The organism is Paraeggerthella sp. LCP19S3_G8, from assembly GCF_052119225.1.
Taxonomy (GTDB): Bacteria; Actinomycetota; Coriobacteriia; order Coriobacteriales; family Eggerthellaceae; genus Paraeggerthella; species Paraeggerthella hominis.
The window spans coordinates 323,307-337,450 of the sequence record NZ_JBQKFQ010000002.1; the positions used below are offsets into that span (position 1 = coordinate 323,307).

The window sequence follows — 14,144 nt, forward strand, 5'->3', positions numbered from 1 at the left end:
CGAAAGGGGTTCTTATGGGAAAACGCCTGCTCGCCATGATTGCAGCACTGGTTCTGACCTGCTCGCTCGTTCCGAGCGTCGCATTTGCTGACGAAGGGGGCGGAACGCCCATTCCCGTCACGATCCAGATCGGCGAGAACGGTGCGCCAGTGGACACATCGGGCACCGGATGGACATACGAGAACAACAAGCTCATCCTCGAAGCAGGATACGCGTTCACGTTCGCAGGTCACGCGTTCGACGTTTCCGGCGAAAACCGCGTCCGGAACAGCGGCATCATCGTGGACGGTATCTTCGCCAACGGATCGAAGGGAAGCGGCTTCGCCGTGCGCAACGAAACGGGCGGCGTCATCCAGGGCGGCACGTTCAACGCGCGCGTCGGCAACGCCGGTACCATCCAAGGCGGCACGTTCGGCAGCAATCCGAACGACCCCAACGGCCCCTACGTGAGCACCTCCGGCGGCACCATCACGGGCGGAGAGTTCAACTGCCTGGTGATGGGATTCCGCAGCGGTTCTATCGAGGGAGGCACGTTCAACGGACCCGTAAACCCCTTGGGCGTCAACATCAAAAACGGCACGTTCAACGGCGAGGTGCACAACGGCAACAACAAGAACCCCGGCGGCACCATCTCGGGCGGAGAGTTCAACGCGCTCGTAGACAACTACGGCACCATCGAGAACGGCACGTTCGAGGAAAGAGTCGACAATCACGGAACCATCGCAGGAGGCGCGTTCGCCGACATCACCAGGACAAAACCGTTTTGCTATACCGTGAATAACTACGGGTCCATCAAGAGTGGTGCGTTTTCGGTGGACGTCAACAACGACGAAGGCGGATCAATCTCCGGCGGCACGTTCGATGCGGATGCGTCGGAGCACGGCTATAGCAACAGCGTGACCAACTCCGGAACGATCGGCGGCGGCGAGTTCAACGTCGACGTCAGCAATAGCGGCACCATTGAAGGAGCGGGCACGTTCAACGCCTACGTGCAGAACGGCAACGCTCGATTCGATGCCGACAAGAATAAATCCTGCATTATCTCAGGAGGCACGTTCAACTCGGAGGAAATGTACAACTTCGGAACTATCGAGGGAGGAGCGTTCAACGGCTCGCTCTCCAACGATGGAACCATTTCCGGAGGCATGTTCCGGGGGCAGGTGGAGAACGACGAAGGCGTCATCAAAAACGGCCGTGATGCTGCGGGCGATCCCGTCATCCCCTGCTTCAGCAACCCGGTAACCAACGGAACGGGCGGATCGATCGAGGGCGGCCTCTTCGAACAGGGCATCAACGTTCAAGGCGGAACGACCACCTCGTGCACCTTCCCCGTAAGCGCGAGCCTGACCGGGCTTTCCCTTGCGGAAACCGGCGCCGAGCAGCTGGTCGCAATGTATCAAAAGGATAGCCAGGAGAGCAACCGCTTCACACTCGCAGCCGACACCGGCTACACGCTGCCCGCCTCGGTGAGCGTGCGCCTGGGGAGCGCCGACGGACAAGAACTGACCGCAGGCGCGGACTACACCTACGATGCAGCCACCGGCGTCGTAGCTATCAAGAAGAGCGCCGTCACCGGTCCGCTCTACCTTGCGGCAAGCGGCGTTCCGGTAGTTGTGCCCCCGACGCCCGCGCCCACGAATCCCGAGAACCCGGCAGCTCCCGCCCCGCTGCCCGAACCGCCGTCGAACGCGAAGGCACTGGCATCAACCGGCGATAGCCTGCTTCCGTCCATCGTGCTGAGCATCACCCTTATCGCGGGGGCAACGGCGGCATGCGCAGCGGTTCGCCGCAGGAAGCGATCACACCAGCGCTAACGCTTCAAGGCAAGGGGACGGAGCCCGGCTCATTTCGTCCCCTTGCCTTACTCCACGGGCATGGGCGGATACTCCATACCGTCCTCGTAACGAGCCACGCAGTTTTTCCCATGCGCCTTTGCCCAGTACAGCGCGATATCGGCACGGCGATACACCTCTTCGAAAGAGGGGACGTCGAACGCAACAACCTCCCCCACGCTCAAACCGACTTCCGGCGGAGCACCGCATGCACAGGTAAGATCGCCGAAATATTCGATAAGCGCAGCTGATTTCTCGCTCACGATAGCGGGATCGTACACGTCGGCCATGAGCACCATGAACTCATCGCCGCCCAATCGGGCAACAACGTCGGATTCGCGAAAAAGCAGCTTCGCAATGCCAACGAGCCCCACCAGCACATCGTCGCCGATCAAATGGCCCAAATTGTCGTTAACGGCCTTGAAGCAGTCGACGTCAACCAAAAGGAAGGCGAAAGCGACGTCGGGCTGCTTCGCTCGGGCCAAATCGGCAAGCCGCGACAGCAGGTACGTCCTATTGCATGCTCCGGTCAACGCGTCGGTCTGAAGCTGCTGCACCAGTTTGACCTCTTCGGTTACGTCCATGATCTTTCCGACGTGCTTGACAGGACGACCGTCCGACCCCAAAAAGCGTCGACCGACCACGCGCCGATGCGCATACGAATCAGCCTCGACGAAAGACCCGTCGCCACCGCAGGGACGCAGCCGGTATTCAAGCGAGTAAGGCCGCTCCTCCCATCCGGGAGCGCCGCCGGGCAGTTCCAGCATACTGCGATCAGAACGATATCGTCCCAGATCATCAGGATGCACGAACTCTTCTTCGCGAACGGAGCCACCGTACTGCTCAATAACAAGACGATCGCGCACCATGCCCCGGTCCCGGTCGAAGCAAGCGCTCGCCAAGGTGAGCCTGTCCTCAAGAACGTCGTATTCGAACACGACGTCATCGGTCAGCTCGGCCACAATCTTGTATCGATCGCGCTCAAGGCTCTCGCGCCGCACTTGTTCCATCGATTGCGCCGACGTTCGATGCAGCCCGATCACCGGCCCCTGAAGTCCGTCGCAAACGGAAATATGCACATGCTCGATAAGCCAGGAATTTTCGACCAAAGCGAATGCAATCGTAAGCTGGTGCTCTCGCTCGAGAAAAAAGCCGTCCGAATACGCACGATTCCGGACATTCAAGCGAATACGCGACACCGCAAGAGCATGGTCGCAAGACGCATGTGCCATACGGCACTCGCAAAAGACCAGCCGGGCATCGGCGGCGCGAACCAGGCCGCACACCTCTTCGAGCGCACGATGCGCACGCAATTCGCCCGAAGCGGCCGACGTTTCAAAACCGCACATCGAAAAGGAATCCGTCACATAGGCGTTCGCAGCAGCCTCATCGCACCGCCCAAAGCAGGCATCGATGAAGCTCCTTGCCTTCGTAAGCAAATCAAACGCCTGGTCAGCCATCGCCCCAACCTTCAAATCACCAGACCGCAAAGCGCGAACGCGTACGTGTAGCTGGTCTCTCCCCTTGAAATCATAAAGGGTTTCGCGACGAACGGCGAAAGAACCCGAGGCAATCCTAGCACAGGGCAAAGAAGGAAAAACCCCCCCCCCCCCCCCCCGAAAATTTCCACGAGCAATGCAAAGTTTTAGGAGAGAGGCGAATCCAACAAAAGCGCGCGCAACCTTCGCGGGGACTTGCGCGCGCTTTTCGCTAACACGTTTTTCGAGGGCTATCCCTGAACGGCTTCAATCATCTCGCGCGCATGGGCAAGCGAGGCGTCCGTGGCATCGCCCGACAGCATGCGCGCGATCTCGGCCGGACGATCCTGCGCCGAAAGGCGACGCAACTCGGTCTCGGGCATGCCGGATGCGCCGTCGACCTTCCGAACCACGTAATGAGCATGGCCGCGCACGGCCACTTGGGCAAGATGCGTCACCACGAGCACCTGGTGCGTGCGAGCAAGGTCGGCCAGCACATCGGCCAAAGCCACCGCCGTCGACCCGCCCACGCCGGCATCCACCTCGTCGAACACAAGCGTATCAACGTCGTCGGATTCGCCCAGGACCACCTTGATCGCCAGCATCACGCGGCTGACCTCGCCTCCGGACGCGATGCGAGCCAGCGGTCGAGCCTGCATGCCGGAACCGGGACGGAACAAAAACTCGACGCTCGACGCTCCCGTCTTCGTCCAAACGCTTCGATCGAGCGCCTGAATCGAGCAGACCAGTTGCGCTCCACCCATTTCCAAACGCCCCATGTGCTGCGTCACGGCAGCCGCGAAACGAGGAGCAGCGTCGGCGCGAGCGGCATCCAGGACAGACGCCGCATCAGCAAGCGCCTGTTCGGCGCGATCGACGGCCTGCTGGGCCGCGCGCTCCCGCTCGGCGGCATCGTCCACCAAAGACACCAGGTCAGCGGCCTCTTCACGACAAGCCAACACGTCTTCCATACGCGGGCCGTGCGCACGCAGCAAACCTTGGAGCGCAGCCATGCGCTCCTGCTGCTGGGAAAGCACCTCGGGATCGAACTCCACGCTGTCGCGATAGTCGCGCGTTTCGCGGGCGATGTCTTCCAGGACGTATCCCGCCTCCCGCAAGGCGTCGGCGTACTCGCCCAGCTTGCCGTCATGACGGGCAGCGGCATCCAGGGCGCTTACGGCAACGCCGAGCGCGTCGACGGCCCCGCCTTCGCTCGCCAATGCTCCGTGAGCCGCATTTGCCGCCATTGCCAATGTCTCGGCATGCTCCGCTCTTGCCAAATCGGCCGCCAGCTCTTCGTACTCCCCCTCGCGCGGCGACACCGCGTCGATGCGCTGAAGCACGAACCGTGCTTCAGCGAGCTTCGCGGATGTCGAAGCCCCCGCCTCGCGAACGCGAGCAAGCTCAGCCGCCGCGGCGTCAGCCTGGGAAAACGCAGCTTCGTACGCGGCAAGCGCGTCCGCCACGGCTTCGCCCGCCCACGCATCGAGCATGCGAACATGGCTGACGGGGCGCATGAGCCGTTGATGCTCGTGCTGTCCGCACAGGTCTATCGTGGGCGCGACCACGCGCGCAAGCTCCCCGACGCTGGCCATGCGCCCGTCGATGCTCACGCGCGACCGGCCGTCCGACGTAACCCGGCGCGAAACCACCAGATCATCGGCAACCGCATCATCTTGGCCATCGCCCAGAGCTGCAATCCCGAAGAACCGACCCGATACAGCCAGCGCGTCCTCGCCGTCGCGCACGGAATCTTTATCGGCGCGCGCGCCCATGAGCAGCTTCAACGCCGAAAGCAGCGCCGTTTTGCCCGCGCCCGTCTCGCCCGTGAGCACGGTCAACCCGCGCGCGGGCTCAAGCGCGGCTTCGCGTATCAGCGCAAGGTTCTCAACCTGTATCTCATCGATCATCGCGCACCTCTTGCAGCGTTGGCTCCATTCGGGCTCCCAGTATACCAGCCCTCGTCGCGTCGAAGCCGGATCGCCCAGCGAAGACAGAACCGGCAAGACAGGGAAGCGAGGCCGACTGGGCGACCCTGGCCCAGCAGATACATGACAAAATCGAGTTTCCCAGCTTAATGCAACCGCAACACCTGATCTTGCTCGTACGCCGCTAGACACGCATATCCCTCGCCGGCACGTACAGAATCTCGATGTCGCTTCCCTCGCCATCGAGATTCAGAAACGACGGCATGAGCATGATGTCGCCACGTATTTCCAGGCTGCGCTCGCCCAGATACTCAAACAGCTCGTTGAAAGTTTCCTTCCGAATGCTCTCCTCACGAGTGACACGGCGACCGAACCGAACGCAACGGCCCAACTCCAAGCGCTTTACATGCTGTTTTGCATAGTCGCTTAAGCAGTCGCTTGCCTCGATGGAAAGCGTGGTGATGTAATCGGGATCTACCGCGTCGCTTTCGTCAAGCAGATTGTCCCGCTTCACGATGCGCGCGCAACTGGTTACGCTTAAGAGCCCGTAACATTCCGCCAATACAGTTTCGTTCTCAAGGGATACCGAAAAGTCACGCCCGAACGACGCGTTGATGTAGAGGTGATCGGGAAGATCCACTTCTTTGAACTGCAGCCCTTCGTCGGAACAAAGGAACTCGAGCACTCCGCGAATACGTCGCTGACGGTAATCCAACAATACCTGTTCTTTCCGAAGCCTTGCCTGTTGCTCCTGCAAAGACCAACGAAACTCGTCAGTATCCTGCCTGGCATCGAGCATTTCGACAGCCTCGCTGATACTGAACCCGTATTGAAGAAGCACGCGGAATGCATTCGCACGAAAAGCGTCTTCAGGCGTGAACACCCGATAACCGTTTTCCATTCGATCAGACAAAACGAGCCCATGCTTCTCGTAAAATCGAATCTTCGACTGGGTCATCCCGGTCATGGCTGCGAACTGCTTCATTCGATACATGCAATCCCCCAGATCTACATGCAGACGGCGTGCGATCGGGTTTCATCTACGCCGAAAACCATCCGCATGCCACCTCCCGATCGCCACGCGAATCGAACCCCTGCGACGAACCCCGACCCTGGAAGGTGCAACAGGCCGGGGTTCGGAGGAGTCTATGACGCTTATTCTACAGGAAAAGCGGATCTTGGTAATACGAAGAGCCTTCCGCGGAATACGTGTGGCAATTCTCACACCAGTTCTTTGTTAGCTCCTGACCCTTATCATGACAGTTATTGCAGGAATTGTATCCTCCATGGATAGACGCATGGGGGTTCCATTTTCCGTAATTCTCCGTCTGAGCAGCATGAGCCTCATAGGACCCGCCATGGCAAGCAAGACAAGCTTCATCAGACACATAAACGCCAGTAGGATCGGTAGGATCAGCTGCAGTTTGCTGGGCAGCCTTATTTGCATTGCCATCCGCACTACCCGACGAGGCCGGCGCGCAACCCGCAAAGACAACTACCGACATCAATGCTGCAACGCTAAGCGAAACAATCGCTTTCATGCTTATGCTGGATTTCCTCATGCTCGGCCTCCGTTCACCATATGATCAGCTGCCACATAACCAAAGGTAGCGGCACGACCAACGGACGTACCGGGAATATGGCGCGGATAGTTCCCTGAATAGAAGCTGCCGGAAGCGTTGCCCGTTGCATACAAGCCTTCGATGGGTTTGCCGGAGGTGTTGAGCACCTGCGCATTGCCATTGATAGCAAGGCCGCCTACAGTAGCAAGAACGACATTGGTGGTAACGAGCGCATAATAGGTGCCGCCGGTAAAAGCTTTGTTGTTCCCCGTGTAGCGATAATACTCAGGATCACGTTCCACCCCGTCAGCGAAAAGCTGATTGTACTCATTGATAGCGGCCTCCAACGCTGCTCCGTCAATGCCAGCCTGCTTAGCAACCTCGGCAATCGAAGAAGCGCGGAACAAATATCCTTTCGCCTCATCGCGTTCCAGCTGCTTTGCTGCCGCTTCGCCGCCCTTTTCAAGCGAGCTGGCAATCATGGCCTCGTCAAAAACAAAGAAGCAGGTGTGACCGCGGCGAATCTGCAGGTTCATAGCGTTGCCTGCATATTGGCGCGGATTGTTCTCGTTGGTAAACCGTTTGCCCTCTTCGGTCACCATAATGCCCCAGTTCATGGCGCCAGGAAAGTACACGCGCTTCTCAACAAAGGTGTCGGGAGTTGCGTTGGAGAAGTTCATGACGGGCTGAGGAAGCGAATCCATCTCCGCACCCACAGACAGCCCCATCATGTGGCCATCGCCCGTAGTGCCCCAGCTTGGATTCCACCACGATGAGTACTCGTAGTCCTCCGGGCGAACCCACGCCTGCATCATCTCAGGGTTGGCGTCATAGCCGCCCGTAGCCAAAAGCACGCCCTTGGATGCGTTGATGCGAATGTAGCCGTCCTTCGTCTTGGCGATAACGCCGACAACACGATCGCCATCCTTTACCAGCTGAACAGCCGGAGTTTCATAGCGAACCTCCCAATTGGGATACATGGAACCAGCTTTGAGCAGGTCTTCGCATACATACAAGCCGAACAGCCACGTTTTAGAAATGCCTTCGGGCATACGGAAGTTCACGTAAGAATCAATGACGGGAAATCCATTGTAGTTAGGGGCTTGATCGAACTTGTAAATCTGCCACCCCGTGCCCGTCTTGTCGAACATCGTCTGCCAAAAATCGGCAACTTTCCCGGAGTGCTTCACGTACGACGTAACAACCTCGGGATCGGCGCGCCAGTCGCTGGCGCGAAGGATTTCGTCGATAAGTTGAGCATCATCGATTTCGATACCTTGCTCTTTTTGAAACGTTGCCTGAGTAGCGCCAAAGCTCTCCCACGCAGAACGGCCCTCTGTCATCTTCTCGATCATGAGCACCTTGGCTCCCGCATCGGCCGCCTTCAAGCTTGCCATAATGCCGCCAATACCGGCACCAACGATAAGCACTTCGGTATCCTCGGTAGCAACGATCTCATTATCGGCAATGGTCCGATCCTCGAAGGCCACCGGCCCACAAGGGCCCGGGCATTCTGCCTTGCGCATAGGCAAAAGCGTCGCGTCCTCGCCAAGAGCTTTGGAGTACGGATTACTCGCACCAGACTCAGCTGCCGCCGCTCCCTCTTCGGCGAAAGCTACCGGTGCACCCGAAAGCGCAAATGCGCTTGCAACGCCCGTGACGCCTACGCCTTTAAGAAAGTCGCGCCTTGATAGCTTGCTTTTAGCCATATTCTTCCCTCCTTTTCGTGGATGATTACGTGCATCTCTCCATGTTCCGTGCACATAACCGACACATTTAAGGCTAAACCCTGAACATAGTTTAGGGTCAAGGGTACTTTGGAAAGAAAGCCTCAGGAGCGATTTTCACTGGAAGCCTTGGCAGCATAGCCCCGCAAATAACAGTCGATAAAGACCTACACCAGCTGATTCAATTCAAAGGTCTTGCGAAGGGCGCTAACGATTGCGCGAACAACTAGGCGCCAAGCATTGTCGGCCCAAAAACACGTTTTTGACTCGAAAAACGTGTTTTTGGGCCGACAATGCTGCGCAACGGCAACGGGACAAAGACTATCCTTTCAGAACGTTGGAACCACCCCTTACAGCGCGAACCGATCGCGCAGCGAAGAGGGCGCGCTCGCCTCCGAAGCGCGCTGCTCGCGACGCCATTCCATCAGGTACGCCACGCAATCGGTGCGGTTGCACGAGCGCAAAAGCTCGATCTGACGGTCGAACGAAGCCTCGTCGATGAACCCGGCTTCCACCAACGCCTCAACCATGTCGCGGTCGCCCTCGCGCGCGACGCGCTCCCACGCCTCCTTCCCGTATCCCCGCAGATGGGAGACGAGAACAGCGCGCACGCTGTCAGACAGTCGGTAGGGCGACGCAAGCCGATGCAGAAGCGCGCCCAAACGATCCGGCAAGTTCTTTCCCGATCGCAACAGCTCGTCGTAGCGCGCGAAGTCGAACGGAACGCCGTCGGGAGCATCCACCAGAAAACAGCTGAGCAGCTGGTCGGCGGAAACATGCACGATAGTTCCCGTATGCGACAGCCGGCACACCGAATACTCGAAGCTGCCCTCGCCCACCGAGCGGCAACTTGCCGGAATGGGAACGGGGCCTTCCAGTTTGCGCGACCAGAAGCAATGCGCGCCGATGGAGCGCAAACCTTCGGGCAAGACCAGGCGCTTCGTTCCGCGGCACGCGTTGTCGCGCTCGATGGCGCGCACCGTGTCGGGAACCACCACCGAGGCCGGGGCGAACGGCAGCGCCCTCACGCCGATGCGCACCAGCGGACGCCCTTCGACCTGTCGCGGAAGCGCAAGGATGTCGCTCGCGCTGGCCGACACGTAGTCCACCGTCGAACCGGCCTCGCCCGACGCCGCAAACTCCGTAGCCGCTTCGGCCGCTGCCGCAGACGGCGAAAGCTCGCGCGCGGCAGCGGCGGCAGCCTCGTCCGCGCCGCGCACAGCTACGGCGCGCACGGCAGCCTGCTCAGCGAAACGACGCGACACCGAAACGGGCTTCGGCGGACCCGCCACCAGCACGGCGCCCTCGTCATCGAAGTCGTACCAGCATCCGTCAAGCTCCACGGCAAAAGGCCCGGCCAAACGCACGCCGCGCTTGCGCAGGGCGCGGTACGCAGGAGCTTCGGCCGGACACTTCCAAACCGCATCGTCCCAACCGCGCGCATCCACGCGCGCGAGCGCGGCCGAGCAGTCCACCACCGCAGGCGGCTCGCATCCGTCCGCAAACGCCGCAGCGGCCACGCGCTCCACGCCCTGCGGCAAGCTCACGCGCTCGCCGTAGGGCGAAGCCAGAAACACCAGCTCTTTGCCATTGTCGGAAAACAGGCTTCCCTCGCGCGCGCAATAGCGCGCATTGGCCGCATCGACCGAATACTCCCGCCGCGCCAAGCGCGGGGAAACGCCTGCAAGGTCGCAACGCTGCTCGCCCAGCTGGCTTACGCCGCGCCCAAGGTGAATCCGCTGTGCAGACATCGCCGCGAACGCGTTCGCCGCAACGTGCTCCACCGTATCGGGCACCACCAGCAGCCGCACGCCCACGCCCTGCACGAACCGCCGGGCAAACGCCTCGACTGCCACGCGCACCACGGCGACGCCGTCCACGAACGCAGGAAGCGCAACCACTAGATCCTCGCTGCGCCCGACCGCGGCAGCAAAACGATGCAAGTCGAAAGCCGTTAGAGCATAGCCGCCCGGAACCTGCCGCACGCTTATCGCACCACGCAGGCCTTCCTCCATGCGAGCCTGCATCGGCGAAGGCTCGACGGAATCGCCGGCATCCTGCTCGGCCGCTTGGGCCAGCAGCTCATCGAACTCCCCCATCCACAGCGCGCCGGCCGAGAACAAATCCCCCTCGCGGCCCTCGCCCGAAGCAGCATCGTCGGCGCCGTCGTTCGCCACCCATGCGCGGTACGCCGGAAGCTGGGGGGACCACACCTCGCCTTCCACCGCCCGAGCAGCTTCCACCACGTCTACGTCGCGCGCGTCAAGACGGGGTGGATTTTTGATCACTTGATCAATAAGATCATCGATGGGCGCCTGCGCACCATGATAGACCAGCGTGTTTTCCATCATAGTATTGTGCTACCTCCCAAAAACCTCTTGGTAACAGGTTTGTTTACCCTTGGCCTGCCCCATGCTACACTGCGGGAAGCGACGAAGGCAAGAGCCACCGCGAAGCCAGCACGCGCTTCGCACACGCACGTCTGTTCAAAGGAGCAACATGGCCGTCGAAGCCGTAGGTCCGCTTGCACGGCAAGCGCTCGACCTCGCGAGAACCGAGCTGCTCGTGAACCTGAGGTTCATGAACGCTGCGTTCGCGCGCCTTACGTACCTCCCCGTGCCCGGTTCCACGTTCGCCACCGACGGCGCCCGCATACGGTACAGCCCCGCCAGCATCGCGCGCGCCTACGCGGACGAGCCGGCCTCGATTGCACGGGCGTACCTGCATATCGTGCTGCACAACGTGTTTCTGCATCCGTACCCGTCTGCGCGCGTGAACGCCTCGTGCTGGGACGCCGCCTGCGACATCGTGGTCGAGCGCGCCATCAACGAGCTTGACCTGCCCGCCACGCGCACCGAACGCGCCGATCGCCAACGAGCCACCCTCGCGCGCATCGATGCCGACGTCCCCCTGGCAACCGCCGAAACCGTCTACCGTTACCTGATCGAGCAGCAGCTGGAAGACGACGACCTGGAAGCCCTGCGCGCGCCCTTCTACGTGGACGACCACGAACCCTGGCATCGCATGGCCGCGCAAGAGGCCGCACGCAGCAAGGCCGATTCCGAGGAGGGCCGGCGCGACGAAGGGCCGGACGCACCGGATGCCGCAGCTTCCTCGCAGGCCGCGAAAAGCGGTACCGACATGGACCTGCCTCCCGATACCGATCAGGCGAAACGCAACCATACGTCCCACCAAGCCGTCAGCCAGGACGACATCGTGCAAAAGGAAGCGCCCGAGAAAGCCGGCCGATCCATCGACGACCGATTCGCCGACACCGTGAACCTGGACCGATCGAAGGAGCAATGGAAGAGCGCGGCCTACGAGATGGGCGTGCAGCTAGACGCGTACGCGAAGCTCTGGGGAGTCGAGGGCGCGAACCTGGCCATGAACCTGAAGGCGGTCACGCGCGAGCGCCAGGACTATCGCGAGTTCTTGCGCAAGTTCGCGCGCATGGGCGAGCAGATTCGCGTGAACGACGACGAATTCGACTACGTGTACTATTGCTACGGGTTGGAGCGCTACGGCAATCTGCCCCTGATCGAACCGCTCGAATACGTGGAAGAGCGCCGCATCAGGGATTTCGTCATCGCCATCGATACCTCGGCCTCCACGAAAGACGGCCTGGTGCGCCGCTTCATCGAAAAGACCTACGCCATCCTGGCGAACGAAACCAGCTTCTTCGCCGACATGAACGTGCTCATCGTGCAGTGCGACGCCGCCGTCACGAGCGCCGTGCGCATCGGATCGCTGGCGGAGCTGGAGGATTATCTGGAAAACCTGGAGATCAAGGGGCTTGGCGGCACGGACTTCAGGCCCGTGTTCGCCCTAGTGGATAGCGAGATCGAGCGCGGCGATCTAACGAACCTGGGCGGCCTCATCTACTTCACCGACGGACAGGGCACCTACCCCGCCCGCAAGCCCGATTACGACACCGCCTTCGTATTCGTAGACGACGTATCCGCCGCAGCCGCCCCGCCCGTTGCCTCTTGGGCCATGAAAGTAGTACTGGACGAAACCTTCGTTTTGGAAGAGGAAGAGGACATCCGATGAACATTCGGCAAGCGAAAGACCAGATCAAAAACGCAATGATAGCCTACTTCGCAAAGGATGCGTTCGGTAACTACCGCCTTCCCACCGAACGCCAGCGCCCGGTGTTCCTGCTGGGAGCGCCCGGCATCGGCAAGACGGCCATCATGGAGCAGATCGCGCAGGAGCTTGACGTAGGCTTCGTGTCCTACTCGATGACGCACCACACGCGCCAAAGCGCGCTCGGCCTGCCGTTCATCGCGAAGAAAACCTACGACGGCATCGAGTACGACGTATCCGAGTACACGATGAGCGAGATCATCGCCGCCGTATACGACGCGATGGAGGCGACCGGACGACGCGAAGGCATCCTATTCCTCGACGAGATCAACTGCGTGTCCGAAACGCTGACGCCCGCCATGCTGCAGTTCTTGCAGTACAAGGTGTTCGGCCGCCATCGCGTGCCCGACGGCTGGATCGTGGTCACGGCCGGAAACCCGACCGAATACAACCGCACCGCGCACGATTTCGACATCGCCACCTGGGACCGCCTCAAGCGCATCGACGTGGACCCCGATTTCGCGGTTTGGCGCGACTACGCCGTCGAGCAGGGAGTTCACCCCGCTGTGCTAACGTATTTGGACATCGAGCGCGATCACTTCTACCACATGGAAACCACGGTGGACGGCAAATCGTTCGTCACTGCGCGCGGATGGGACGACCTCTCGTCCATGATGAAGCTTTACGAAGAGCAGGGCCTCCCCGTAGACGAACTGCTGGTCAGCCAGTACGTGCAGAACGCCGAGATATCGAAGCGCTTTTCCGTGTACTACGACCTGTTCACCAAGTACCGGGCCGACTATCAAATTGACCGCATCCTGTTGGGCGAAGAAGACGAAACCGTGCTCGAGCGCGCGCAGGAAGCAGCCTTCGACGAACGCGTTTCGCTCATGGGCCTGATCACCGACGCTTTGGGCGGACGCGTGCGCGATGCCGTGCTGGAAGAGCGCGCCGTTGCGTTCGCGCATCGCGAGCTGACGGCCATCCGCGACGAAGCGGGAGCGAATGCAGAAGACGCGGACGAATGCGATGTGCTGCCCCAGCTGCGTGACCGATCCGCGGCCTTGCAGCGCCAGCTGGAAACGGAACGCAAGAACGGCCTGCTATCGGACGAGAAGTACGTAGCGTACGAGCGCACGTTGGCCCTGTTCGACCAAGCCATGCGCAACGCGGGTAGCTCGGTGCCGTTCTCCCAGGTAAAGCTGCTGTTCGGCGAATCGGTGAGCGCGCTTGACCAACATGTGGGCGCTGCCGGGCAGGCGCTCGACAACGCGTTTGCGTTCGTGGAGCGGGCGTTCGGGGAAAGCCAGGAAATGCTGCTGCTGGTCACCGACCTGTCGGTCAACCGCTACAGCATGGCCTTCATCAACGACCACGGCTGCGATCGGTACTTCGAACACAACAAGAGCCTGCTGTTCTACGAGCGCGGCGCCGACCTGGCCGACCGCATCAACCGACTGGATTTGACGGAAGAAAACGCTTGATACACGAACTTTTGTTCTATATAATGGAGCACGTAATATACGTTGGT

At 60.6% G+C, this 14,144-nt stretch carries 10 protein-coding genes; 4 read left to right on the forward strand and 6 right to left on the reverse strand.

The genetic code is table 11. The features are described from left to right. The first annotated feature begins 14 nt into the window (after positions 1-14). On the forward strand, positions 15-1,814 hold the full coding sequence (locus ACTQZK_RS03245) for a hypothetical protein (RefSeq protein WP_441898454.1): 1,800 nt from the start codon (positions 15-17) through the stop codon (positions 1,812-1,814). A gap of 47 nt (positions 1,815-1,861) precedes the next feature. Here the strand turns inward: ACTQZK_RS03245 and ACTQZK_RS03250 are convergent, their stop codons facing one another. Continuing rightward, positions 1,862-2,842 (reverse strand): diguanylate cyclase domain-containing protein, encoded by a 981-nt coding sequence (locus ACTQZK_RS03250; RefSeq protein ID WP_441898456.1) that lies wholly within the window; start codon positions 2,840-2,842, stop codon positions 1,862-1,864. A 69-nt stretch (positions 2,843-2,911) separates the two neighbouring features. Between ACTQZK_RS03250 and ACTQZK_RS03255 the strand changes: the two genes are divergently transcribed. Continuing rightward, positions 2,912-3,343 carry a hypothetical protein gene (locus ACTQZK_RS03255; protein ID WP_181792577.1) on the forward strand — a complete coding sequence of 144 codons (432 nt, stop codon included), beginning with the start codon at positions 2,912-2,914 and terminating at the stop codon, positions 3,341-3,343. A 218-nt stretch (positions 3,344-3,561) separates the two neighbouring features. On the opposite strand, the gene recN is transcribed toward ACTQZK_RS03255, so the two are convergent. From recN to ACTQZK_RS03280, 5 genes are all read right to left on the reverse strand, one after another. Next, complete coding sequence (gene recN / locus ACTQZK_RS03260) at positions 3,562-5,220, reverse strand: DNA repair protein RecN (protein WP_441898458.1); 1,659 nt, start codon at positions 5,218-5,220, stop codon at positions 3,562-3,564. Positions 5,221-5,422: 202 nt separating this feature from the next. Next, positions 5,423-6,232 carry a MerR family transcriptional regulator gene (locus tag ACTQZK_RS03265; RefSeq protein ID WP_441898460.1) on the reverse strand — a complete coding sequence of 270 codons (810 nt, stop codon included), beginning with the start codon at positions 6,230-6,232 and terminating at the stop codon, positions 5,423-5,425. A 166-nt stretch (positions 6,233-6,398) separates the two neighbouring features. Then, positions 6,399-6,800 (reverse strand): cytochrome c3 family protein, encoded by a 402-nt coding sequence (locus ACTQZK_RS03270; protein ID WP_441898461.1) that lies wholly within the window; start codon positions 6,798-6,800, stop codon positions 6,399-6,401. After that, positions 6,797-8,509, reverse strand: a complete 1,713-nt coding sequence (locus ACTQZK_RS03275) for an FAD-binding protein (RefSeq protein ID WP_441898463.1) — start codon at positions 8,507-8,509, stop codon at positions 6,797-6,799. Before ACTQZK_RS03275 ends, ACTQZK_RS03270 begins: the two co-directional genes overlap by 4 nt. A 368-nt stretch (positions 8,510-8,877) precedes the next feature. Next, complete coding sequence (locus ACTQZK_RS03280) at positions 8,878-10,878, reverse strand: leucine-rich repeat protein (RefSeq protein ID WP_441898465.1); 2,001 nt, start codon at positions 10,876-10,878, stop codon at positions 8,878-8,880. Positions 10,879-11,026: 148 nt separating this feature from the next. Here ACTQZK_RS03280 and ACTQZK_RS03285 point away from each other — a divergent pair, with 148 nt between their 5' ends. Next, positions 11,027-12,577, forward strand: a complete 1,551-nt coding sequence (locus tag ACTQZK_RS03285) for a vWA domain-containing protein (RefSeq protein WP_441898467.1) — start codon at positions 11,027-11,029, stop codon at positions 12,575-12,577. Further along, positions 12,574-14,097 (forward strand): ATP-binding protein, encoded by a 1,524-nt coding sequence (locus ACTQZK_RS03290; protein WP_441898468.1) that lies wholly within the window; start codon positions 12,574-12,576, stop codon positions 14,095-14,097. Before ACTQZK_RS03285 ends, ACTQZK_RS03290 begins: the two co-directional genes overlap by 4 nt. Positions 14,098-14,144: the final 47 nt, after the last annotated feature.